Here is a 24,316-nt window from a genome sequence, read left to right as displayed (position 1 = left end):
TTGATTGTAAAATTCGCATTGCTGTGTTGCGGATTTGACTATTTTTAGGCCTTCCAAACGTTTACCCAAGCCCAAACAAACAACTACCGCAACACATGAGTGAACGAATTTTGCGGGCCCTGATGCAACTCTTTGCCATCATCGCCAAGGTTGACGGAGTCACCACCGACAGCCGGGCAGTGGTAGAGTCGTTTCTGCGTCAGCAACTCAGCCTCGATCTGGTTGAACAGTATCTCGCCATTTTCGACGAGTATCTGGAGCAACACCATCAGGTAACCAAGCGCAAAGATGGCTCGGCCAAACGTACTTCGCTCAATTCAGTGAAAGTACTTCGCATCTGCACACAGATTAACGAAGAACTTACGCAGAAGCAGAAAGTGGTTGTACTCATCCGCCTGCTCGAATTCATTCATTCCAGCTACGAAATTTCGGAGCAGGAACTTGAGTTTGTGAAAACAGTTTCCGAAACCTTCAACATCGAAGAAGGTGAGTTCGACCGCATGCGGGCTTTTGTTGAAGAAGACATTGCCGATATGCCCGATATTGCCGAACTGCTGGTGGTTGACAACGGGCAGCCTGTTTACAACCAGGCACATCATATTTATTCTGATTCCATTGGAAATGGCCGTGTGTGCGTGCTGCATGTACCCAGCGTGGGTATGTATGTGGTGCGCTATTTCGGCGAGGGCGAACTCAACCTCAACGGGCAGGCCATGTTTCTCAACAAGGTGTATATTCTTACACCCGGCTCGTCGCTGCGTAGTTCTAAAGTGCAGCCCATTTATTACAGCGATATTATCAGCGCGTTTCTCAGCAGCAAAACCAAAACGCGTATCACATTCAGCGCACAAACCATTTCGTACAAATTCAAAGGCGGAAAACTTGGCCTGCGCGATGTGAGCATACACGAAGAATCGGGCCGCCTTATTGGCATCATGGGCGGTTCAGGTGCAGGTAAGTCCACACTGCTCAACGTACTCAACGGAAACGATACGCCCACCTCCGGTGCGGTAATGATAAACGGACTCGATCTGCACCGCCAGAAACAGGAGCTTGAAGGGGTAGTAGGGCATATCTCGCAGGACGATCTGCTTATTGAAGAACTTACCGTTTTTCAAAATCTTTACTACAACGCCAAACTTTGTTTCGGAAACCTCAGCGACAGCGATATAACCCGCACGGTGGATGAATTGCTGGCCGATCTCGGGCTTTATGAAGCGCGTGACCTGAAAGTGGGTAGTCCGCTCGATAAAAAGATCTCGGGCGGTCAGCGCAAACGCCTCAACATTGCGCTCGAACTTATCCGCGAGCCTTCGGTGCTGTTTGTGGATGAGCCCACATCGGGCCTTTCCTCGCGCGACTCGGAGAATATCATGGACCTTCTCAAGGAACTTGCGCTTAAAGGCAAGCTCGTGTTCGTGGTTATTCACCAGCCCTCGTCAGATATTTTTAAAATGTTCGACCGCCTGCTTATTCTTGATAACGGCGGTTTTCCCATTTACTACGGCAACCCGGTTGATGCCGTGGTGTATTTCAAAAAGGTAGTCAATCACGTAAACAGCGACGAGAGCGAATGCCCGGCCTGCGGTAACGTAAATCCCGAACAGATATTCAGCATCATCGAAAGTAAGGTGGTGGATGAATACGGTAACCTTACACGCAACCGCAAAGTATCACCGCCCGAGTGGAATTCGTATTACAAAGCCAATATCGAAGCGCGCCTCGAAGCGCCGGCTCCTTCGGCCGATAATCCGGAAAGCACATTCAACATTCCGAACAAGCTCAAGCAGATGCGTGTGTTCATCACCCGCGATGTACGTTCGAAGCTTACCAACCGGCAGTACATGATTATTAACCTGCTTGAGGCTCCGGTGCTGGCGTTTATTCTTGCGTTCCTTGTTCGTTTTTACAATACCGATGTGTCGAACAAAATAGGCTACATCTTCCGCGAAAACGAAAATATTCCGGCCTACCTGTTTATGGCTGTAGTGGTGGCGCTGTTTATCGGGCTCACCGTATCGGCCGAGGAAATTATACGCGACCGCAAAATTCTCAAACGCGAATCGTTCCTCAACCTCAGCCGCTCAAGCTACCTCTGGTCCAAAATCCTCATCATGTTTGTGCTTTCGGCCATTCAAACACTCACCTTTGTGGTAGTGGGCAATTTGCTGCTGGGCGTAAAAGGCATGATGGCTGATTACTGGCTGGTGTTGTTTACCACCTCGTGTTTTGCCAATCTGCTCGGACTCAATATTTCTTCGGCTTTCAACTCGGCAGTAACCATTTACATCCTCATTCCCTTCCTCATTATTCCGCAACTGTTGCTGAGTGGTGTGATTGTGAAGTTCGACAAACTCAATCCCACCATCACCTCGCAGGAAACCGTGCCCGTGGCCGGCGAAATGATGGCCTCCCGCTGGGCATTTGAAGCACTTGCTGTTAACCAGTTCCGCAACAACAAATGGCAAAAACAGTTTAACGCCAGCGACGAACTTACCAGCATTGCCGATTACAAAAACAACTACTGGTTGCCACAGCTTCGCGGTAAAATAGATAAGTGCGAGACCTCGGCCAACAACGGTAAAAAAGGGCCTGATTTTGTATCCGATGTTCAACTGCTCAAAAACGAAATTGCCACCGACCGTGAACGCCTCTTCGAACTCAGCCGCCGTGGTAAAATAAGCCGCCTCACCCAAAAACTCACGCAGGAACTCAACCGCCTCAGCACTTCGGTGGCAGGCATCAATCCCGGGCAGTTTGCCAAACCGCAGGCCGATGATATGCGTTCGTACCTCGATATGGTAAACTCGGTGTACAAAACGGTTTATCAGAAAGCGGTCGATAATCACGACAAACAGGTAAACAAACTTGAAAAAGAGCTTGGCCCCGAAGGCGTGATGAAACTCAAAAACGATTACCTGAACGAAAGCCTCAGCGATCTGGTGCGTAATGCCAATGAGTTCAACAAACTCATTGAAATTGACGGAAAACTCATCCAGCATTCAGATCCCGTATTCAGCGAAGCCTGGCAAACCAACCTCGGTAACGCACATTTCTTTGCACCGCGAAAAAAAGTGTTTGGCGCCTACATCAATACCTTCTGGTACAACATTATGATTCTCTGGAGCATGACCGCCGTAATGATCTTTACGCTGTATTTCGATCTGCTCCGCAAACTCATTGAAGGGCTGGGTAATATTACCGAGCGTTTCCGCAAAACACCACCACGCGCCGAGTAAACATAGCATTTCCGCAAAATAAGCAAGGGCTGACTTCGAAAGAAATCAGCCCTTGTACGTTATGGTGTTGAACAACCTTAGTCGTTCACTTCAATCATTTTAAAAGGCACATTGATAATGGCCTGATAGTCTTCGCCGGCTTCGAGCATATCTTCATCGTCCTGCTCGTAGTACCAGTTAATGGTAATCTGGCTGCCGCCTTTGGCAATGGTTTCGAGCTTTTTGAATACATCAAGAATACACTTCGACGAGCTGGTGTTGAAGTATTCAAGCTGAATATTTACGTTGGTTTCACCAAGCGGTTTCTGGGCATAACGCTCAAGATGTTCTACAAGCGGCTTGTAAAACTCAATTGAATTTTCGGGAATAGAGCGGCCCTTAATTTCGAGCAGCCCGGTATTCATATCGAAATTAATTGTGGGCGTTTTGGGTGTTCCTTCAATAACGATGCGTTCCATGTTCCCTTCTGTAGTTGTTTATTGTGCAATTTTGATGTTCAGGCTGAAAAACGAATGCTGTTCATCAATCTGCATGAAATGATAATTCAGTTTCTGACCGGTTTTGCGGGCAATGTCAATCATACCCAGTCCGCCGCCGCCTTTTTCAGAAATCTCGCCGTTGTTGAGCACGGCTTTGTAATAATCTTTCAGTTCTTCTTTCGAAAGTTTATTGATCTCGTCGAGGCGGCTGCGCAATCCTTCCACATTCTGTGTGCGGATGTAATTGCCGGTAATAATGTTGTATTGGTTGTCAAGTTTACCAATCATAAAGATAGCCGAGCGCGAATTTTCACCTGTTTCCGGATTCACACTGCCCATTTTGGGAATATCATCCATGTGGTGGTAAAGATTCTGGAGGCATTCTACAAGTACGTTGTAAACCTTCTTTTTGGTTTTGGGCTCTTCCTGCATATTATCGAGCTTGGTTTCCATAATCTGCAGGATCGAGGTCAGCAACTCTGAGGTCACATCGCCTTTGAAGGAGAGCATAATGTTATTACGCTCCATCTTGTCATAAAAATCGTAGATGTCGACCATCATAAGGTGAGCAGAGGGCTGTTCTCAGGTTGAATGCGAACAAATATAACCGGTTTTTCAAAAAAACAAAAAAACCAATAGTGTAACGCAAAAAAGAAAGCCGGGGTTACCCGGCTTTCTTAAAATTAATTAAGCTTATTGAAGGGTTACGTTGTAACTGATTCCATTGATAGTTACAGTAGCCCGATTATCGCAGGTGCCGCTTCCGAAGTCGATGGTGCGTGTGGGTTTACCTTCCGGCGTAAGTTCAACACGCCCCTGTTGGATCCATGAGCAGCCCATATTCCGGATTACCGGCGAGGTAATGTTTGCCGAAAATGTTTTTCCATTGCGGTCTGTGCCCGAGTTGCTGCCGGTAACCTGTATCACATCGTCTTCCTGTTGTGAAGTGAGATACCCCTCCGTCCATTCTACGGTGCGGTTGCAGTTCCAGAGAATTTCCCAGGGGTTTGTACCGGTTTTCGAGCATTTTCCGTTGTTTACCGTCGTGGTGTACTGGCGCTGGCCGGAGTGGGTAATTACCGCATTCCCCTCAAAGTGAATGTTGTTTACGTAGAAACTGTCGAGGGTAATGTTAATGGAAGAGCCGATATCATCCCACGGGCCACTGAACACGCAGATGTAACGTCCGGCACGTATTTTACCGTCAACCGCATCCGTACAGCCCGAACCATAGTCGATATACATGGTTACCGGAAACTGGCCGGGGTTTACCACCGTAACCGTAGGGCACGAAAGCACGTTGCTACCGGCCGGCACGCGGTTTACTCCGGGCTCATCAACCGAAATTTTGTTAACCAGCGGCATTATACGGGCAAATTCGTTTTCGCAAAGGTTATTATCGGTAGCAGAGGTGGTTTCAGAATCCTGCACTTCATCGCGGCAACCGCCGAAACCAAGCACAAAGGCTGAAAAGAGCGCAGGCAGGATTATTTTTTTCATTTGACTAAGGTGTTAAACGTTCCGGGTTTTGACTAAAAATTTATGCATGGGTTTAATCAAATCTAATGCTTCTGATTAAAATGTACAATTCCCGGTTTTATACGGGTAAATCAGATGCAGGTTTTGACTCAGATCCCATATTTGTCGATGAGCCATACCAGACTGCACATACCGGCCGCGCCCAGCAGGAGTTCGCGGCGGTTTACGGCGCTGAATATGTCGGTTTGGGCGTGGTGGTGATCAAAATAGCGTTGCTGGTCGGGTTCAAGGCCAATCAGCGCGGTGCCCAGCGTGTCCAGCGGCCCAATATCGGCTCCGCCGCCGCCGGGATGTAAGTCGCCCACGGCAAATTTTTCGAGCAGGGGCTTCCAGCGCATGAAATTGGCCGTTTGAGACGCACTGCCGCTTATTCCGAATCCGCGCGGACTAAACCCGCCGGCATCGCTTTCAATGGCGGCTATGTGTTTTTCGGGGCTTTTCATAGCCCAGTTGGCGTATGCATGACCTCCGCGCAGGCCGTTTTCTTCATTCATCCACATTACCACCCTTATGGTGCGGCGCGGGCGGAGTTGTAGCGCCTTCATAATGCGCAGCACTTCCACCGCCTGCATGCATCCAGCGCCATCATCGTGTGCGCCTTCGCCCAGATCCCAGGCATCAAGATGGCCGCCAAGCACAATTACTTCATTGGGCAGTTCGCGCCCGCGCAACTCGCCGATTACATTGTACGAAAGTACATCGGGCAGCTGGCGGCAGTTAAGTTCCAGCTTAAAACGCAGGTTTTTATCGGTTGCAAGCCGCGCACTCAGTTCGTCGGCGGCCTTGGTACTGAGCGCGGCACTGGGAATATGCGGCTGCAAACTGTCGAAACGCGTGTTGCCGGTGTGCGGATTATTGTCGTGCGCATGCGTCATTGAACGCACCAGTACCGCTGCCGCTCCAAGTTTCTGTGCCGCCGCCGGTCCGCGCGTGCGAAAACGGGCCGCCTCGCCATACGCATCAAACGGCGAAATCAGCTCGTCGATAAACGGATGATTGAAAAACACAATACGCCCCTTCACGCCGTTTTCGCCCAGCTTTTCGAGTTCCTCAAATGTGCTCACCTGTACCACGGGTGCAAGCAGTCCGCCGGCGGGTGTGGCGGTAGAATTGCCCAAAGCACACAGCTTTACCGGTTTGGCGCTTTTGCCGCTCACAATGCTGCCGCGCTCCACATTGCCACGCTCCCAGTGCGGCACCATGCAGGGCTGCAGCCACACGGTATCCAGCTTCATGTCGAGCATCAGCTTGCGGCAGAATTCAACCGCACCCGCTGCTCCGGCCGAGCCACTGAGCCGTTTCGGATATTTTGCGCACAACTCACCCAGTTGTGTGTAGGCCTGCCCGTTTCTTAATGCTTCGCTGTAAATGCGGCCCAGCATGGCCGAATCGTTTTGAACGTTTGCTTCAGACGCAGGTGCAGCAGCGCCTGAAAAACTCAGCGAGAGTATGCCGGTGAGGGCAAACAGCGGAAAAAGAAATAAGACTTTTTTCATGGGGGGAAATTGGACAAACAGGCCAAAAATACTATTTCCCTGCACAGTATTCATATTCACTTTAATTACACTTTTCGCAAGCCGCCTCACATAAACTGGCTAACTTTGCTCCACTTATGCATATTGATATTCCCAACGTAAGCCTGCCCCGTGTAGTGATTGTGGGAGGCGGTTTTGCCGGATTAAGGCTGGCGCGAAAACTCCGCAACCGCTTTCAGGTTGTACTGATTGACCGGAATAACTACCATACGTTTCAGCCGCTGCTTTACCAGGTGGCCACGGCCGGCATCGAACCGGATTCTATTGTTTTCCCCATCCGGAAAATTTTCAAAGGCATAAAAAACTTTCACTTCCGCATGGCGGAGGCGCAGGAAGTGAAAACAGCAGAGCGTTTACTCGTCACCAGCATTGGCGAAATTGAATACGATTTTCTCGTTATCGCTACCGGATCCGATACCAATTATTTCGGCATGCAGCGCCCGCAGCGGTTTGGTATGCCTATGAAATCAGTGCGTGAAGCACTTGACCTGCGCAGCTGCATACTCGAAAATTTCGAGCAGGCCATTACCACCGCCGATCTTGTGGAGCGCGAGGCACTTATGAATTATGTAATTGTGGGTGGCGGTCCTACGGGCGTAGAACTTGCAGGCGCACTTGGCGAACTCAAACGCCATGTACTGCCCAACGATTATCCCGAACTCGATTTCCGCCGCATGCAAATTCACCTGATCGACAGTAACGAAAGGTTGCTGAGCGGCATGGAAGAAAAATCGTCGGAAAAATCAAAACGTTACCTCGAGCAGCTTGATGTGCATGTGTGGCTTAACCTGCGTGTAACGGATTACGACGGACGCCTGCTTACCACCAACACACACGAAACCTTCCGCGCAGCCACCATGATCTGGGCAGCCGGTGTAAAAGGCGAATTTATTCCCGGCCTCCCCGCCGATAGTATTTTACGCAACGGCCGCATCAAAGTGGATGGCAGCAACTGCGTGGAAGGCCTCAACAACGTATTTGCGCTGGGCGATGTGGCTTACATGACCAGCGATGCGGCTTTTCCGCAGGGACATCCGCAGGTGGCGCAGGTAGCCATGCAGCAGGGCGATTTGCTCGGACGGAATTTACTGCGTGCGGCAGAAAACAAAACCGCTTGGAAAACTTTTACCTACAACAACAAAGGCTCAATGGCTACCATTGGCCGTAACCGTGCCGTGGCCGAAATAGGCAAATTCCGTAGCCAGGGCTTTGTAGCATGGATGCTCTGGTTGTTTGTCCATCTCATGTCGCTTGTAGGTTTCCGCAACCGCCTTGTGGTGCTTTTCAACTGGATCGTCAATTACATCAATTACGATCGCGGCATGCGCTTAATCATCCGTCCGTTTAAAACTGCTTCGCGCAATGGCTCAGAAAATTGAAAGCATCAGCCCGCGCATGAGTGTGGTGAAAGACGAACAGGAACTCAGTGTTGTGATTGCCGCTGCATTGCCCTCGCGTAAAGTAACCCTTTCCGGACTGCTGCTGCTGGTGTGGATACTGAGCGGTGTGGCGGGCATCTGGTATTTTTTCGAGTTAACTGATTCTGCACAACGCACCTACATGCTGGTGTGGCTGGGATTCTGGATTTATTTTCTGTACATCCTTGCCCGCGCGTGGAGCTGGTGGAAATTCGGCAACGAGGTAATTAAAGTCAGAAACGGCCGCCTGCTTTTAAAGCGCGATGTACGTGGCCGCGGCTATGTTCACGATTACAAACTGCAGTCGGTAAAAAACATCCGTGCGGGAGTCGATAATACACCCAACTGGATTAATCAGATTGGCGGTAACTGGTGGAGCACTGATGCTGTTTCCGTGTCATTCGAAGCAGGTGATAAAGAAGTTACGCTCGGCTATCAGCTTAGCACGAAAGAGCGCGATCAGCTTATGAGCTTGCTTAGACAGTATCAGAAAAAGCAGGTCGAAAACAACACCAAACAATAAGAACCGGTTCTAAAGCACTTTTAAAGTGCTTTTTCCATTTTATAGTGCTGGATAATATCCCAGAGTTTGAAGCTGGCTCCTGTATTTGTATAACCTTCAGAAAGGTAAAAGGAAAGCGCATTTTCGCGGGCCTGAAGCACAATGCGGATTAATCCTTGTTGTTTTGCTTGCTGTTCGAGATGCCGCAACACTAATTTCCCAAGTCCTTTTCCCTGCCACTGCGGATGCACCGCCATAAAACGGATTTGTCCTTCTTCCGCCGTGTTTTTCTGAAGCCGCCCCACGGCAATGCAGTTTCCCGCATCATCAATGAGCATGGCGTGTGTAGCCTTGTCTTCGTCATTATCTTTTTCGCTTCCGCGCGGTTGTTGCCAGGGCGCACGAAGCACATCGAAACGTAAAGAATAATAACGGTTGAATTCCTCCGGTGTGGAAGGCGAGATAACGCGGTACATCCGGTCAGAACTTGGATTTGGTGCGGCGGAACCGACCAATTTTGTAGTTTACGGTAATGTGCGCAAACAGGTAGGAATCGTTGTCTGACGAATCGCCGCGCTGCTGACCAATACCATTGGGCTCAAAGCCGGGAGGGGCTTGAATTAATCCAAGTGAAGGATCGGCAAAGTAACCGGCTGCAGGGCCAAATGCGGCTGCAATAAGGTTCTTATCGTAATAAGTGGTACTTACATCATCAATGTAATCGGTAAATGTTTTTCGGATACCCAGCTCAAGGCCTATACTCCAGCGGCGGTTAATAGCGTTTTTGATACCAATACCGATAGGAACAGCTACACTTACCCGGCTGTATTTTTTTGTACCCGGTTTAAGGGTCTGACCTTCAGTAGCAAGGGGTTGCAATGCATACCAGGTCCCGTTGTAATTGGCTTTGGGATTAAACCAGAATGCACCTACACCCATAAAGGCATAAACCTGCATATCCACATTTTTCCAACCGGTTACGCCTTTATACCTGTAAAGGTGACCGGGGCGTTCTTTGGTAAAATAAAATTCAAATTGTGTGCTGAATTCGAAAATGTTTGATTTGAAATGCAGGTTGCGGTTGTTGCGGTAAGGCTCGGTGGTGAGACCATCGTAGCCGCTAACCTTGCCATAGGCAAATGCTACACGGTAACCAAAATAACGGGCTTTGCGGTAACGCAGAAAAGCACTGAATGAAGGGCGTGTAAGTGATAATTCCAGGTCTTTCAGGCCATTGGTGCCAATCTGGTTGGCTCCGCCCAGATCACCAAGAAAATTGGAGGCTCCAAGTCCTACGCCAACCTCATAACGGTAGCGGCTTTTACGCTGAGCCTGCGCCAGAAGCGGCAACATGATCAACAACAAAACAAGGAAACGCTTGGGCATCTTGAATTTAACTGGGTTTTGGAGGTCTTCTACAAAGCTACGCAAAATCTTATTTGATTCCATGCTTATACGCATGAAGCCTGTTTTAGGTTTTTGTCAAATTGAACACCACTGTGCGTACAGCATGTGCATTTTTGTTTTCAATGCTCTGATGATCAATGAGATGTGTTGTTTTTTCGTTTTCCATTACCTCCGCCACATCCTGAATAATTGCAGCCGGAACCTGATTTTGTTCCAATAACGGGATAATTTCTGCGGCGGTGTGTAGTGCAAAGAATGGCTTTACAAGTTCAACCAGTGCGGCACGGTTGGCCACGCGGCTGCTGTTGGTATGGAAGCGGGGGTCAGTTTGCAGGTGTGGCATTTGGCAGGTCTGGCAAAAGCCGGCATATTGCCTGTCGTTGCCGGCGGCAATCACAATGAAGCGGCCATCGCGGCAACGGAAAGTCTCGCCGTAGGGAGCAATGTTTGGATGCAGCGAGCCTTGTAAGCCGGGGTTGTGTCCGGCCATGAGCCAGTTTCCGGCCTGATTGGCCAGCGAAGCCACGGCTGCATCAAATAACGATACATGTACATAGCTGCCGCGCCCGTGCTGCATGCGTTGCAGCAAAGCCACCAGAATACCTTCCTTAAGCTGATGCGCGGCCAGCAAATCAATAAGTGCCACGGGCATTTTGAGCGGGCCGCTTTCGGGTGTGCCGTTCATGCTCATAAAGCCTGTTTCGGCCTGCAGCACCAGGTCGAAAGCGGTGCGCGGGTTATTGGTGCCGTAGCCGGTTATGTGCCCGTAGATGAGTTTGGGGTAGCGTGCGGCAATTTCGGTATAGCCCACGCCGAATTTGGCATCATCGCCGGGTTTGAAGTTCACCAGCAGCACATCGGCCTCATGCAGCAGGTTGTGCAGGGTTTGTTGTCCGGCATCGGTGCCGAGATCGGTAAACACTACTTTTTTGCCCTGATTTACGCTGGCATAGTATGCAGAGAAGGGATGCTCCGGCGGTTCGGAGGGCAGCTTCCAGCTACGGGTTACATCGCCGCCGGTGCGCGGGTTTTCGAGCTTCACAACCTCCGCACCCAGTTCGGCAAAAAAGCGTCCCACAGCCGGACCGGCCAGCACCGTAGCCAGTTCCACCACCTTCAGCCCGGCCAGCAACGATGCATTGCTCATCCGCCCGCCTTTTTGGTTTGATAGCCGGCTTTCAGCAAAAGCTGCAGTATTTTATCGCGGTGATCACCCTGTATCAGTATGTCGCCGTCCTTTACCGATCCGCCTACGCCGCACTGCTGCTTAAGTTTCTTGCCCAAAGCCTCCAGATCGGCTTCCGGCCCCACAAAGCCGGTAACACGGCTCACCAGCTTGCCACCGCCCAGCCGGTCGAGATGGATTCGCAAACTTTGCTGCTGTGGCGGCAGCGAAACGGACTCATCCTGTGCTTCCGGCTCCGGCTTAAAGTCGGGATTGGTGGAATACACGAAGCCGTTTTCGTTTCGGGTTTTCTTCGACATGGGGCAAAGATAGGGGAAAGGGAAAAAGAAAGAGGCTGCCTTTTCGGGCAGCCTCTTTGAAAATCATGCAGAACCGATTACTGGTGGTTCATGGTTGAGGTACAGGTCTCATTAGCAGAACCATCGTTCCATGTGTAGATCATGGTGATGCTTACGGGAGTCTGGGTGAAAGTACCGTTAACAGCAATCAGTGAACCAAGTGTACCAATTGTTTGGGGTACAGGAACAGTGAAAGTGGTGCCAGAACCCATAACAGCGTTGATGTTAAGGTTGAGGCTGGCGCTGTTGAAACCACCGAAGTTGTTGATTACCATTTCTTTGTTCACTGAGGTTGAAACGGTAATGTCGTTGGTGTAGGGAGCAACCCATGACACCTGACAGGTATCGTCAGAGTTGTAAGCACCGTCGAAGAACTGAGCTTCGTTAACGATATTTACGGTTACGGTTTCAGTAGCCATGTTGCCGGCAGCATCAGAGCAGGTGTAGGTGAGGGTGTAGGTGCCAGCCAGGTTCGGGTTCACGGTGCCAGATACGTTGATAGCGGTGATTTCACCATCCTCGTCGTCGGTAGCAGTTACAGTGGGGTTAGTCCAGGTACCTGCACCAGCAGTAGCAGGAAGGTTCTGGGTGATGCTGTTACCGCCGGTTACGGTGATTACAGGAGCCACAGTGTCTTCTTTGGCGCAAGAGGTGAAGGTTACGGTGCCGGCGATCATTGCTACGGCAGCCAGGGCAAAAAATTGCTTTTTCATGAGTGAATGAAAATTAGTTGGTTTTGGTGAAGTCCAAACAAAGTTCGTGCAAAAGTAGTCAGTATTGTTAAAATCACAAAAATTTTTGTGTGTGTTAAAATAATTCTACTTTTGCACCCGGTTAACCAACTATCACAACCCAAAATGAAAAAAGTTCTCTTTTTTGCAGCTGCCGCAGCCATGACTGCCTTCGCAGCTTGCGGCGGTGGCGACGAAGCTGCCAAAGAAAAAGCACGTCAGGATTCAATCCGTAACGCTGATTCTCTTGCTGCTATCGCAGCTAAAGAAAAAGCTACTGCTGATTCAATCCGCATGGCTGATTCAATGAAAGCTGTTGCTGAACAAGCTAAAGCTGATTCAGCCCGCATGGCTGATTCAATTGCTAATGCCAAGAAAGGCACCAGCAAGCCCAAGGCGAAACCGGCTCCCACCACCGCTCCCCCGCCGAAAGTTGGTGGTAAGCGTGGTGGCAACTAATCAGCCTCCAAAAGCTAATAATAAAGGCAAATCCTTACGGGTTTGCCTTTATTGTTGATTATGTGTTAAAAAAAAGTACCAAAACTTGCGAGTGAAAGAAAAAACGCTATATCTTTGCGCCAGTTTTAACCAAAACAACCAACAACAACCAAAATGAAAAAGGTTTTCGCCTTCGCTGCAGTTGCCGCTATGATCTCTCTCGCTTCTTGCAGTGGTGCAGCTGACGCTGCAAAAAAACTCGCTGATTCACTTGCCAAAGTTGATTCAATGATGAAAGAGCAAGCTAAAATGGATTCTGCTAAAGCTGCTGATTCTATTGCTAACGCTGCTAAAATGGCTGCTGATCAAGCTAAAGCTGATTCTGCCCGCATCGCTGATTCAATCGCTAACGCTGGTAAGAAGAAGTAATCTTCTTTTTTCGAAGTGAGAGGGGAGCGGGTTGCGCTCCCTTTTTTTGTTTCGTATTTTGCCATATTGTGGCTTTGATGCGCTGATTCCTCCGGGTTTCGGCGCTTTTTATTTCATGCCAATTTCATTTGCACATGCCCTTTGCCCGACAAAACCCGTAATTTTGCCACGCTTAAACAATTTGCATGATTACTGCTCAAACACCGGTTCGTTTTGAACGTGAAACACTAAGCAACGACGAGTTGCTTACCCTTTACAAGGCGCTGATAAAGCCGCGCATGATAGAAGAAAAAATGCTTGTGCTGCTTCGTCAGGGGCGCATTTCAAAATGGTTTTCAGGTTTCGGGCAGGAAGGGACTTCGGTGGGAGCGGCTATGGCTATGCTGCCTGCGGAATATATTTTACCCATGCACCGCAACCTGGGTGTTTTCACTTCGCGCGGTATTCCGCTCAACCGGCTTTTCTCGCAGTTTCAGGGTAAGGAAAACGGCTTTACCAAAGGCCGCGACCGCTCCTTTCACTTTGGGGCAAAAGACTATAACATCGTGGGCATGATCTCGCACCTCGGCCCGCAGCTGGGTATTGCCGACGGTATTGCACTTGCACACAAACTCAAAAAAGAAAATCACTGCACACTGGTATTTACCGGCGACGGCGGCGCCAGCGAGGGCGATTTTCATGAGGCACTGAACACGGCTGCCGTGTGGGAACTGCCCGTTATTTTTGCCATCGAAAACAACCAGTGGGGACTTTCCACACCTTCGTCGGAGCAGTTCCGCTGCAAGCAGTTTATTGATAAAGGCATTGGCTACGGCATGGAAGCGGTGCAGGTTGACGGTAACAATGTACTTGAGGTTTACCACACCGTGCGCCGCATTGCCGAAGATATACGCCGTAACCCGCGTCCGGTGCTGCTGGAGTGTGTAACCTTCCGTATGCGCGGCCACGAGGAAGCTTCGGGCACCAAGTATTATCCGGCCGGACTGCAGGATACGTGGAGCGTGAAAGATCCGGTAACCAACTACGAAAGCTGGCTCACCGGCACCGGTATTCTGAACGAAAACCTGCGCGAGGAAATCCGTGCAGCGATAAAAGCCGAAATTGACCAGGGCCTCGAAACGGCGTTTGCCGAGCCGCGTCCGACAGCCGATACTGCCCGCGAGTACCGCGATTTGTTTGCCCCGCACAATGGTGAAGCTGTAATGCCCGCCACAAATGCCTCAAGCGAAAAACGTTTTATCGACGCCATTTCCGACGGCTTGAAAACCGCCATGAAAAAGCACCCCAATCTGGTACTGATGGGGCAGGATATTGCCGAATACGGCGGCGTGTTTAAAATTACCGACGGCTTTGTGCAGGAATTTGGCAAAGACCGCGTGCGCAACACACCGCTTTGCGAATCGGCCATTGTGGGAACGGCGCTTGGACTTTCCATCAGTGGTATGAAAGCCATGATGGAAATGCAGTTTGCTGATTTTGTGACCGAAGGCTTTAACCAGATTGTAAACAACCTGGCCAAAATTCACTGGCGCTGGGGACAAAATGCCGATGTGGTGGTGCGCATGCCCACAGGGGCCGGTGTGGCCGCAGGCCCTTTCCACTCTCAGTCAAACGAAGCATGGTTTTTTCACGTGCCCGGACTGAAAATCGTTTATCCGTCGAACCCGCACGATGCAAAAGGGCTGCTGCTGGCGGCGTTTGATGATCCCAACCCGGTGATGTTTTTCGAGCACAAGGCGCTTTACCGCAGTATCTCAGCACAAGTGCCGGATGATTATTATACAGTAGAAATTGGCAAGGCCGCGCGCGTAGCCGAGGGGACGCAGCTAAGCATTATTACCTACGGCTATGGCGTACACTGGGCGCTCGACGCGTTGAAAAAACACCCTGAAATAAGCGCCGATGTAATTGATCTGCGCACACTGCTTCCTATTGATACAGCTACGGTGTTTGAAAGCGTGCGTAAAACAGGTAAGGCACTTATTCTGCACGAAGACACACTTACAGGCGGCATTGGCGGCGAGCTTTCGGCGCTCATCAGCGAACATTGTTTTGATGTGCTTGATGCGCCGGTAATGCGTGTGGCCAGCCTTGATACGCCGGTGCCTTTTGCAGCCGAGCTGGAGCAGAATTTCCTGCCGCAGCAGCGCTTTGAAGAAAAACTTCTGCAACTTCACGCCTGGTAGCTGCCACGCTCATGAGCCTCGAACTGAATCCCCGTCACCTCATCCTGTTCATTGCCGCCTTTGTGCTGGTGTTTGCTGCGGCTTTGCCGGTGGATGTGATGGACGTGGATGCAGCGCAGTACTTCGGCATCTCGCGCGATTTACTGAGCTCTGATAACTGGCTGCACATCAAAGATCGCGGGCATGATTATCTCGACAAGCCGCCGCTGCTGTTCTGGGCTTCGGCGCTGAGCTTTAAAATTTTCGGCGTAAGCAACTGGGCGTATAAATTTCCTTCGTTTCTGTTTGCGTTGCTGGCCATTTATTCAACAGTAAAGCTGGGGCAGTTGCTTTACGACCGCAAAACAGGACTGGTAGCCGGACTCATGCTGGGCTCTTGTCTGGGTGTGTTTATCATTACCAATGACATTCGTACCGACACTATTTTGCTGGGCTCGGTGAGTTTTGCGGTGTGGCAGTTGATATTGTTTCTCAAAACAAAACGCTGGCTTAGTCTGGTGGCCGGTTTTGCCGGTGTGGCTGCGGCCATGCTCACTAAAGGGCCGCTGGGGCTGGTTATTCCGGCACTTGCACTGAGCAGCGAGTTTGCCTACAAACGGCAATGGAAAAACTTTGTGCGCTGGCAATGGCTGCCCGGACTGGCTATTGTGGCGCTGCTGCTTACGCCCATGTGTATTGGTCTTTACCAGCAGTTTGATCTGCATCCCGAAAAGGTGGTAAACGGGAGCACGGGCGTTTCGGGGCTTAAGTTTTATTTCTGGACACAGAGCTTCGGCCGCATTACCGGCGAGAGCGACTGGGGAACTAAATTCGACAACGGTGCCGGGCCGTTCTTTTTCACACATACCTTTCTCTGGGCTTTTTTTCCGTGGGCTCTGCTTGTGCTGGGGGCGTTAATTAAAACCACGCTTAAACTCATACGCAGTCGTTGCAAACCGGGCTATGTACCCGAAATGCTTTCGTATGGCGGCTTTGTGCTGGTGTTTCTGGCCATGTCGGCCTCAAAGTATAAACTGCCGCATTACATCTATATTACATTCCCGTTTGCGGCACTTATGGCTGCGCGCTTTTTTGTGCATGATGTGTTTTTGCCGCGCAAACGTATAATTCTTTACGCATCCATAGTGCTGCACATAATTTTTTATATTGCACTGGCCACTCTTGTTGTATTGTTACTTTTCTATAGTTTTCCCGATGCTTCGTGGCTCACCATTTCCATTGCATTACTATGGCTTATTGCCGGTGCTGTTATGGTATGGAAACTTACTGAGCCTGGTGCCAAATTACTTTATCCGCTGTTGTGTGCCATGCTGGCCGGTTATTTTACAGCTAATGTGCATTTTTATCCGCATCTTCTTTCCTACCAGACTACCGCACAGGCGGGAAAGAAAATTGCCGCAATGGGTATCACACAACAACGCTATTTCTACTATCATGATTTGTTTCAGTTTCCGGGCGATGCGTACAGTGGTTTTGCGGTAAATTATATTTATGCCAATCAGTTCGACTCAACTCTTAGTGCACAAAAAACAATCTGGATTTACACCGACGAAGAAGGTGTAAACGAATTGAAAGATGCCGGTTATGCCATTCAGCAGCTGCAAGTTCTGACCGATTTTCCGGTGCAGTTTCTGAAGCTACAGTTCTTCGTACCCGAAGAAAGAAGCCGTGTAACCCGCACGCGTTACCTGCTTGAAGTGGGAAAACGCAATTATTCTGCGGAGTGAACACACCACGGGGTAAATTTTCTCCGGCACAATATCCTTTCTGATTTATCGTATTTTAGAACTGTATGAAACGAACAGGCCGGTTGCTGTTTTGGTTTATCGTGTTGCTTGCCGTGCTGGCTGGTGTGCTTTGGTTTACACCTTTGCGCAAGGCCGTTGTTTCCACACCTTCAAAATCATTTACCGAATCTGAATACCGCGCTGCCTGCGATACTGTAAAGCAAAATGCCCGTAAAGGCAGCGATGAACTGCGCCGAAAGATCTTACGGCGGGCTATTTCACATGATATTTTTCAATACTGGGAAGGCACAAAGTGGGGATTTCATGGAACCACTGAAGTACCTGGAAAAGGTAAGATTGCCTGCGGTTATTTTGTAACCACCGTGCTGCGCGATTGTGGTGTGCCGCTGCAACGGGTAACGCTGGCGCAGCAGGCTTCGGAACAGATTATTAAAAAGCTGGTGGCCGAAAAAAACATTCGCCGTTTCAGCCGCATTCCGCTCAAGGATTTTGTGAAAGCCATAAAAGCCAAAGGCAACAACGCCTACATTGTAGGGCTTGATACGCACGTGGGCTTTTTGGTGTGCGAAAACGGCGAGGTGAGTTTTGTGCATTCGTCGGGCGCATATCCGTGGCAGGTGGTGAAAGAGCGGGCAGAAGAGTCGGCAGTGCTGGAATTGTCGAAGTATCGTATAACAGGATGCATAACGGCCGATGAAGGTTTTATGCAGCGCTGGGAGGATGCGTTGAACTGACCAAACGTTATGAATTCACGCATGCAGCTTCACACCGGCACGTGCAGTTTTCGAATGAGTGGTAAACTTTACTCACGACAGGAATTGAAATTCCGGCAAGGGCTTGTAAATTGTCAAGCCTGTTAGCTTATACCATCTAGCATTACCGTTCCTGTGCGCATTGTTTAACAGTATTGATAAATAAAGTCAATTGTCGGGCAATTGGTGTTTGGAATTACCTGTTTGCACATAACGCTTACCTGTATTGAACTACATGAATTTGTGTATGCGCAATGCGCTGACGGAGTTAAGGAAACCGCATATAAATATATATCTGAAGCCGAAATGCGGATTGGTGTTTTTTCAATTGTCTGTGCAGTTATATTTGCAAACCCTGCGACTTTTCATGTAACAGTCAGCTTTGTTCCCCAGGCATAGCGTGGCTGTTTAAAAGACCTTGAAACAGTCGTGTATGTTTAGAAACCTATCAGCCAGACAGTGGTATTGGTTACTTCAGGTGACTGCCTGGTCAGTTTTTTTCTTTCTGGAGTTACTAGTATATACACGTGATCAGCCAATTACGCTGAGAATGTGGATAAATGCATGTATCAATATAGGTTTGTATGTAATGCTTACCGATGCATGCCGGCTAATTCTGGTGATTACCGGAGCGTTGCAGTTGCGTTTGCGTAGCCTGTCATTGCTGGTGCTGTTTCTGGTGCTTTTAGTGGCCCTGCCGGTAGCTTTGCTCAATGTACCGCTTGATAACTGGACGTTTGAGCGCCTTCGGCATCGGGCGTTTTCGGGATGGGTTTTTTACGATTATTATTTGCACGTAGTAAAAAATCTGTTGCCGTGGTTTGCCATTTATCTGTTGTATGTGTATCAACAGCGTATGCGCAGGTATGAGGTAGCACGTGTGAATTTGCAGATGCACGTGCGTGAGCAGCAGAACCGGTCGTTGCGGAGCCAGCTGAATGCGCATTTTCTGTTCAACGCGCTCAACAGTATTTCCACACTCACGGGTAAGGATCCGGAGCAGGCGCGAAAAGCTATAGGCAGGCTTTCGCGTTTGTTGCGACGCACGCTCGACTCACAGGAAGAAAGTCTGATTCCGTTTGCTGATGAATGGAGCCTGATTGAAGATTATCTGGCACTGGAAAAAATGCGTTATGAGGAACGGCTGATTCTGCATACGGATATTGATCCGGCTGTGAAGAGTGTTTCTGTGCCGCCCATGCTTTTGCAAACACTTGTAGAAAATGCCATAAAACATGGTATAGCACAGCAAATAAACGGCGGCGAGCTGCGCATTACTGCCCGACTGATAAATAAACACCTTGAAGTAAACGTAATTAATCCCGGCCGGTTTGAAGTGAAAGAGGATGCGCAGGGAACAGGTTTGCTTAATGTACGTCGTCGTCTGGTACTCATGTTTGGAGAGGAAGCAGGATTGATGATACGCAACAGAGATAATCAGGTAATCACCGAAATAAGAATACCCGCAGAATGATACGTGCATTTATTGTAGATGATGAGAAACTGGCTCGCGAAGGACTTATCGCGCAGCTTACAGCTTTTCAGGATGTGGAAATTGTTGGTCAGGCTGCCGATGCGGTGGCTGGTATTGATGGTATAAATACATTTAAGCCTGATGTGGTTTTTCTTGACGTATCGATGCCGGTAACCGATGGTTTCAGGATGCTTGAACAGTTAAAGAATCCGCCTTATATAATTTTCACCACGGCTCATGCCAACTATGCGTTGGATGCCATACGTGCCGATGCGGTTGATTATCTGCTCAAGCCCATTGAAAGCGATGATATCCAGCGTGCGCTGGAGCGTCTTCGCCGCCGCACCAATTCGCCGGAGAAAACCATTCAGACCTTGCTGCGTCACATAAAGCCGGTAGAGAAGCCTATGCAGGAACCGGCAGGCAATTACCGCCGCAAGTTTCTCCTGCGCGAAGGATCACGTTTTCATCCGGTAACGGTTGAAGATGTGGCTTACTTTTTTGCCGAAGAAAAAAATGTGTTTGTTCAACTCCGCGACGGACGCCGCTTTGTGTGGGACGAGTCGCTTGAGAAGCTGGGCGAGCAGCTTGATCCTGCGCATTTCTACCGGGTAAACCGTCAGCTTGTGGTGGCGCATGCAGCAATTACAGCTGTGCAGGTGTGGTTTAAAGGCAAACTCAAATTGCAGCTCAATCCGCCTTTTCACCGCGAAGCTGTGGTGAGTGCCGAAAAAGCCTCGGCATTCAAAACCTGGCTCAATCAGTAAATATTTAAATTGCAGAATGAAAAGGCTTTTCATTATTTGCATTTTACATCTTACTCTGATTATTTCATCACGCGCACAACAGCATATTCAAATTCCCGACTCACTGGTTGAGCGGGTTGCGTGGAACTATTGTGATATACTCCGCGACGATATTTACAATACGAAAAAATGGCACTTCACTTTTTTCAGTACATCGGTTATTGATTACAGCTTTTCTAACAGAAGCTACCGGAGTGCGCTTTATGATCTTCAACAATTATATCCCCGGCAAAGTACAAAATGGCTTAAACAGGAGTTTTATTACGGAACAATCAATTATCTGTACAGCCACTGCCGGCCGGATACCCTGTATATTACAGACAGTATAATGTCTTTTTACTGTAACGTGCTTATGGATTCTGCTGTAGCAAAAGACCTTCAGCTTTGGTCTGTGCGCTATATGGAAGGACTTATTCAGCAAAATAAAACAGATTCCTTACAAGTTTTTTTCGATAGTCTGTCGGTGTTTACACGTCATAAACCGATGCTGGCCGAGATGGGAAAAGTGATGCTTAACAGTGAAGTATGGTCTTCGTCTAAAATTGTAAAGGAGACGGCCACAGCACGTATAATGAGTATTACCGTTTATCAGGATAAGCGGAAATTATATGAGGCAGAGCTGGTCTTTAATAAGCATGATGCCTTTGCTGTTGTTCAGTCTGCCAGGATCATAAAGTATGGCAATTGGATTAAGCCGCCCCCGATAAAACGTATTGGCTATCCGCCGCCACCACAACCACCACCTCCGCCACCACGAAAGCCCAAACAATGAGGTGTATTGAACTGGTCAGCGGATTGTCCACCTTAAACCTGCAAATCCGCGTATGCCCTGCACCGGCGCGTAGGTGTAGGAAGGGTCAAATGTGTAGCCGTTGGGATTATTTACCGGATCATTCACCGTGCGGTCGAACGGATCGAACGGACGCATGATCGGGTTTTGCGGCAGGAAGTTGAGCAGGTTGCGCACACCGGCATATACTTCGAAACCATGCGTCAGGGATTTGCGCAGTTGTATGTTGAGCATACAAAATGCGGGCGAATATTCGGGACGGAAGTCGTTGGGCAAAACGGGCAGGCGCATGGGCCCAAGCCAGCGGCCTGTGACATCAATTGTAAACAGCTTTTTCAATTCATAGCTTGCGTTGAATGTGCCCGACCAGCGCGGGGCGTGGAGTTGCTGTGTACGTGTGGGTGCGCCTGTTGAATCGGCAGAAATTAATGCCACATCCATATATGTGATTCCTGCCGAAAGGGTGAGCGGAAACGTAAACTCTGCGTCGGCATTGAGTGCAAGGCCTTGTGTAACGGCGTGGCCACGCAGGTTGGCGTAACGTATTTCGTTTGGGTTGCTGTCGTAATCGGCTACAATTTTGTTGCTGAATCGGGTGAAGAAGGCCGAAGCATCAAACGTAAGGGAAAGATGTTTGAGAAAAAACTGCCGGTACAGGTTTGCGTTGAAACTGACTGAACGTTCAGGCCGCAGTGTTTCGGTAATAATTACATTGCGTGCGCCGCTGAGTGCGGCATGGTCTTCGGCAAACAGATTAACCACACGATAGCCCGTGCCTGCAGCCAGACGTACGGTGGTAAATGCGCTTGGTTTCCAGCGCCAGGCAAGCCGGGGCGAATGGACAAAGCCGTGATTGCGGTCGTAATCGCTGCGCCAGCCCAGCAGCATGCGGTGCTTTGGGTTCAGGCTTATTTCGTCTTGTGCAAATAGTCCGGGCAGCGGGCTTTGCATAGGGCTGTTGCGTGTACCGTTTTCGGCCAAAGTGGCTGGCGTGTTATCGTCGTAATGTGTGTAGCGCAACGCTGCACCGCCGAGCAGGGCATGCCGGCCTTTGTTTTTTTGCCACACCAGTTGCGTGAACCCCACGGCTTGCTGTGCAAAATAAGGTGTAGTGCCGTACCACGAATTTTGTGCATGTGTGTTGAACGAAAACTGCAGCATAAGATTTTCGTGCAGCGGATACATGCCCAGCAACTCGGTGCGGCGGGTGGAAATACTTTCGCCATACACCTGATCGGAGCCGCGTAGCGAAGGTGTAAAGTTCATTTGCCCGCCGTTGCGTTCTTCAAGCACCACACGTGCAGCCAGTGTGGCCTTGCGGTTGCGGCGCAACGAAAAACTGTATTTGTTGAAAACAGAAACACGCTGCTGCAGGGTCATATCCATAAACCCGTCGGCATTATGATCATACGGGCGTGTGTAGTTGAATGCATTTACACCCAGCAGCGCATGCACGTTTTTTTTACCAAACGAAGCCGCCGCATCGCCCGAAAATTCCTGCCAGCTTGTGCCCGATACATCAATGCTGAGTTTAGGTGCACAATCAGGGTCCCGGGTAATGATATTGATGATGCCGCCCATAGCTTCGCTCCCGTAAAGCGAGGAGGCCGGACCTTTCATTACCTCCACACGCTCAATCAGACTCACCGGAATACCGTTTAATCCGTACACCGACGAAAGGGCACTCACAATAGGCATTCCGTCTATGAGTACGAGCGTGTAGGGACCTTCCATGCCATTTATGCGTAAATCGCCGGCATTGCACACATTGCAGCTCACTTGCGGCTGCACGCCGTTGAGCATGCCCGCTGCATCAAACAAACACACGGCGGCGCTGCGTGCAAAAAGTTTGGGTGTAATTACATCAACCGCCACCGTACTCTCGCTGCGCGTTACCGGTTTCAGGGTGCCTGTAACTACTACCGTGTTCATTGTATTCTCGTTGCGGCGTAATGAAACGGTATAGCTGGGCTTTTGCTGAGATACGGCAATAGTATCGTTGATGTAGCCGAGCCTGCTCACTACGAATGCCGGTTCGGGAGTTCCGGCGGGCAGCTGCAAACTGAAAGAACCATCGGCCTGTGAGTATGCTCCGGCGGATGTGTGTAAAATGCGGATAGCGCACCACGGTAATGGCTGACCGTTTTCGGCATCAGTTACTGTGCCGCTTATTTGCTGCGCAGCCATAGTAAACGGACACAGGGTAAACGATACAACGATATAAGTGAACAGACGCATGCAAATGAATAAGTATGACAAAAGTATGAAATTAGATTAGTCTAACAAATTAATTTTCGTGGCCAATCACTTATCTTCGGTAAATGAATTCCCAAACCGAGGAGAACTACATCAAAGCCCTCTTTAATCTGGCCAATGAAAAAGGCGAGGTAAGTGTAAACGAGCTGAGCAAAAGTCTCGACATTAAAATGCCAACGGTTACCAGCATGATGAAAAAGCTGGCGGCCAAAAAGTTAGTGCATTACGAGAGTTACAAGCCGCTGCGTTTAACCGAAAAGGGCCGCCGGGAGGCGGGGCTGATTATCAGAAAGCACCGTTTAACGGAAATGTTTCTGGTAGAGAAGATGGGTTTTGGCTGGGAAGAGGTACACGAAATTGCGGAGCAGGTAGAGCATATTAATTCGCCCTTGTTTTTTGAGAAAATGGATGAGTTGCTCGGCCATCCGAAAACTGATCCGCATGGTTCACCCATTCCGGACGTGAACGGGAAAATAGAGTGGGTGGTGTATGAAAAATTAAGTGCGTGCAAAACGGGTGATAAAGTGCGTATTTGCGCGGTGCTGCATTCTTCGGCCGAGTTTCTGAAGTTTCTCAATAACCGCGATTTACGGCTTGGTCTGCAACTGCGTATAAAAAATGTGGAAGCATTTGACGGAAGCATGCAGGTAAGCTATGGTAAACACAGCGCAGAAACGTTGAGTTTAACAGTGTGTGAGCAATTGCTGGTGGAGAAAATGTAGTGTTGATTTCCTCAGCATTTGCAGCAACTGAATACGGTGGTTTCGACAAGCTGAACCACCAGGCTTATTTCACACAACGAAAAGTATTCCTGGCACTATTCCTGCCGAAGCCGCAGTGTGCGTATGTTTCCCACGGAGGCTGAGCTTATCGAAGCCGCAGTGTGCGTATGTTTCCCACGGAGGCTGAGCTTATCGAAGCCGCAGTGTGCGTATGTTTCCCACGGAGGCTGAGCATGTCGAAGCCGCAGTGTGCGTATGTTTCCCACGGAGGCTGAGCTTATCGAAGCCGCAGTGTGCGTATGTTTCCCACGGAGGCTGAGCTTATCGAAGCCGCAGTGTGC

Annotated in this window: 22 protein-coding genes; 12 read left to right on the top strand and 10 right to left on the bottom strand. The window is 49.5% G+C overall.

Translation table 11 applies throughout. The features are described from left to right. The first annotated feature begins 95 nt into the window (after positions 1 to 95). A complete protein-coding gene (locus IM638_12520) occupies positions 96 to 3,239 on the top strand; it encodes an ATP-binding cassette domain-containing protein (protein MCA6363856.1) in 3,144 nt (1,047 codons plus the stop codon). 77 nt (positions 3,240 to 3,316) lie between these two features. On the opposite strand, the gene IM638_12515 is transcribed toward IM638_12520, so the two are convergent. The 4 genes from IM638_12515 to IM638_12500 all read right to left on the bottom strand — a co-directional run bounded on the left by IM638_12515 (position 3,317) and on the right by IM638_12500 (position 6,753). Further along, entirely contained in the window at positions 3,317 to 3,697 is a 381-nt protein-coding gene (locus tag IM638_12515) for a DUF1987 domain-containing protein (GenBank protein ID MCA6363855.1), read from the bottom strand. 18 nt (positions 3,698 to 3,715) lie between these two features. Further along, entirely contained in the window at positions 3,716 to 4,279 is a 564-nt protein-coding gene (locus IM638_12510; protein ID MCA6363854.1) for a hypothetical protein, read from the bottom strand. A gap of 132 nt (positions 4,280 to 4,411) precedes the next feature. Next, complete coding sequence (locus tag IM638_12505; protein ID MCA6363853.1) at positions 4,412 to 5,218, bottom strand: hypothetical protein; 807 nt, start codon at positions 5,216 to 5,218, stop codon at positions 4,412 to 4,414. A 128-nt stretch (positions 5,219 to 5,346) separates the two neighbouring features. After that, positions 5,347 to 6,753 carry a M20/M25/M40 family metallo-hydrolase gene (locus tag IM638_12500; protein ID MCA6363852.1) on the bottom strand — a complete coding sequence of 469 codons (1,407 nt, stop codon included), beginning with the start codon at positions 6,751 to 6,753 and terminating at the stop codon, positions 5,347 to 5,349. Between the two features lie 116 nt (positions 6,754 to 6,869). On the opposite strand from IM638_12500, the gene IM638_12495 reads away from it, so the two are divergent. Both IM638_12495 and IM638_12490 read left to right on the top strand, forming a co-directional pair. Beyond that, positions 6,870 to 8,171, top strand: coding sequence for an NAD(P)/FAD-dependent oxidoreductase (locus IM638_12495; protein ID MCA6363851.1), 1,302 nt, complete (start codon positions 6,870 to 6,872; stop codon positions 8,169 to 8,171). Beyond that, positions 8,155 to 8,733, top strand: coding sequence for a hypothetical protein (locus tag IM638_12490; GenBank protein ID MCA6363850.1), 579 nt, complete (start codon positions 8,155 to 8,157; stop codon positions 8,731 to 8,733). The genes IM638_12495 and IM638_12490 overlap by 17 nt, the downstream gene beginning before the upstream one ends. 20 nt (positions 8,734 to 8,753) lie before the next feature. Here IM638_12490 and IM638_12485 read toward each other — a convergent pair whose 3' ends face one another. The 5 genes from IM638_12485 to IM638_12465 all read right to left on the bottom strand — a co-directional run bounded on the left by IM638_12485 (position 8,754) and on the right by IM638_12465 (position 12,356). Further along, the gene (locus IM638_12485; protein ID MCA6363849.1) at positions 8,754 to 9,188 is read right to left on the bottom strand and encodes a GNAT family N-acetyltransferase; all 435 of its coding nucleotides are present in this window, start codon (positions 9,186 to 9,188) and stop codon (positions 8,754 to 8,756) included. A 4-nt stretch (positions 9,189 to 9,192) separates the two neighbouring features. Further along, positions 9,193 to 10,098: an outer membrane beta-barrel protein gene (locus IM638_12480; protein MCA6363848.1), complete on the bottom strand. Its 906-nt coding sequence runs from the start codon at positions 10,096 to 10,098 to the stop codon at positions 9,193 to 9,195. Positions 10,099 to 10,183: 85 nt separating this feature from the next. Beyond that, positions 10,184 to 11,266, bottom strand: a complete 1,083-nt coding sequence (locus tag IM638_12475) for a CoA transferase (GenBank protein MCA6363847.1) — start codon at positions 11,264 to 11,266, stop codon at positions 10,184 to 10,186. Next, entirely contained in the window at positions 11,263 to 11,604 is a 342-nt protein-coding gene (locus IM638_12470) for a translation initiation factor (GenBank protein MCA6363846.1), read from the bottom strand. Before IM638_12470 ends, IM638_12475 begins: the two co-directional genes overlap by 4 nt. Before the next feature lie 77 nt (positions 11,605 to 11,681). Further along, a complete protein-coding gene (locus tag IM638_12465; GenBank protein ID MCA6363845.1) occupies positions 11,682 to 12,356 on the bottom strand; it encodes a DUF5011 domain-containing protein in 675 nt (224 codons plus the stop codon). Positions 12,357 to 12,500: 144 nt separating this feature from the next. On the opposite strand from IM638_12465, the gene IM638_12460 reads away from it, so the two are divergent. The 8 genes from IM638_12460 (at position 12,501) to IM638_12425 (ending at position 20,979) form a co-directional block, all read left to right on the top strand. Beyond that, complete coding sequence (locus IM638_12460; protein ID MCA6363844.1) at positions 12,501 to 12,833, top strand: hypothetical protein; 333 nt, start codon at positions 12,501 to 12,503, stop codon at positions 12,831 to 12,833. 153 nt (positions 12,834 to 12,986) lie between these two features. Then, complete coding sequence (locus IM638_12455; protein MCA6363843.1) at positions 12,987 to 13,241, top strand: hypothetical protein; 255 nt, start codon at positions 12,987 to 12,989, stop codon at positions 13,239 to 13,241. 185 nt (positions 13,242 to 13,426) lie between these two features. After that, positions 13,427 to 15,427 carry a dehydrogenase E1 component subunit alpha/beta gene (locus IM638_12450; protein ID MCA6363842.1) on the top strand — a complete coding sequence of 667 codons (2,001 nt, stop codon included), beginning with the start codon at positions 13,427 to 13,429 and terminating at the stop codon, positions 15,425 to 15,427. Positions 15,428 to 15,438: 11 nt separating this feature from the next. Next, positions 15,439 to 17,154 (top strand): glycosyltransferase family 39 protein, encoded by a 1,716-nt coding sequence (locus IM638_12445; protein ID MCA6363841.1) that lies wholly within the window; start codon positions 15,439 to 15,441, stop codon positions 17,152 to 17,154. A gap of 65 nt (positions 17,155 to 17,219) precedes the next feature. After that, a complete protein-coding gene (locus IM638_12440) occupies positions 17,220 to 17,909 on the top strand; it encodes a hypothetical protein (GenBank protein MCA6363840.1) in 690 nt (229 codons plus the stop codon). Positions 17,910 to 18,360: 451 nt separating this feature from the next. Further along, positions 18,361 to 19,401, top strand: a complete 1,041-nt coding sequence (locus IM638_12435) for a histidine kinase (GenBank protein MCA6363839.1) — start codon at positions 18,361 to 18,363, stop codon at positions 19,399 to 19,401. Beyond that, positions 19,398 to 20,168: a response regulator gene (locus tag IM638_12430; GenBank protein ID MCA6363838.1), complete on the top strand. Its 771-nt coding sequence runs from the start codon at positions 19,398 to 19,400 to the stop codon at positions 20,166 to 20,168. Before IM638_12435 ends, IM638_12430 begins: the two co-directional genes overlap by 4 nt. Before the next feature lie 16 nt (positions 20,169 to 20,184). Beyond that, positions 20,185 to 20,979, top strand: a complete 795-nt coding sequence (locus IM638_12425) for a hypothetical protein (protein MCA6363837.1) — start codon at positions 20,185 to 20,187, stop codon at positions 20,977 to 20,979. Positions 20,980 to 20,994: 15 nt separating this feature from the next. On the opposite strand, the gene IM638_12420 is transcribed toward IM638_12425, so the two are convergent. Next, positions 20,995 to 23,235: a TonB-dependent receptor gene (locus tag IM638_12420; GenBank protein MCA6363836.1), complete on the bottom strand. Its 2,241-nt coding sequence runs from the start codon at positions 23,233 to 23,235 to the stop codon at positions 20,995 to 20,997. 83 nt (positions 23,236 to 23,318) lie between these two features. Between IM638_12420 and IM638_12415 the strand changes: the two genes are divergently transcribed. Continuing rightward, positions 23,319 to 23,975 (top strand): metal-dependent transcriptional regulator, encoded by a 657-nt coding sequence (locus IM638_12415; GenBank protein ID MCA6363835.1) that lies wholly within the window; start codon positions 23,319 to 23,321, stop codon positions 23,973 to 23,975. The last annotated feature ends 341 nt before the right edge of the window (positions 23,976 to 24,316 follow it).

Source organism: Bacteroidota bacterium (assembly GCA_020402865.1).
Lineage (GTDB): Bacteria > Bacteroidota > Bacteroidia > Palsa-965 > Palsa-965.
This window is presented reverse-complemented; position numbering and strand designations above follow the sequence as displayed.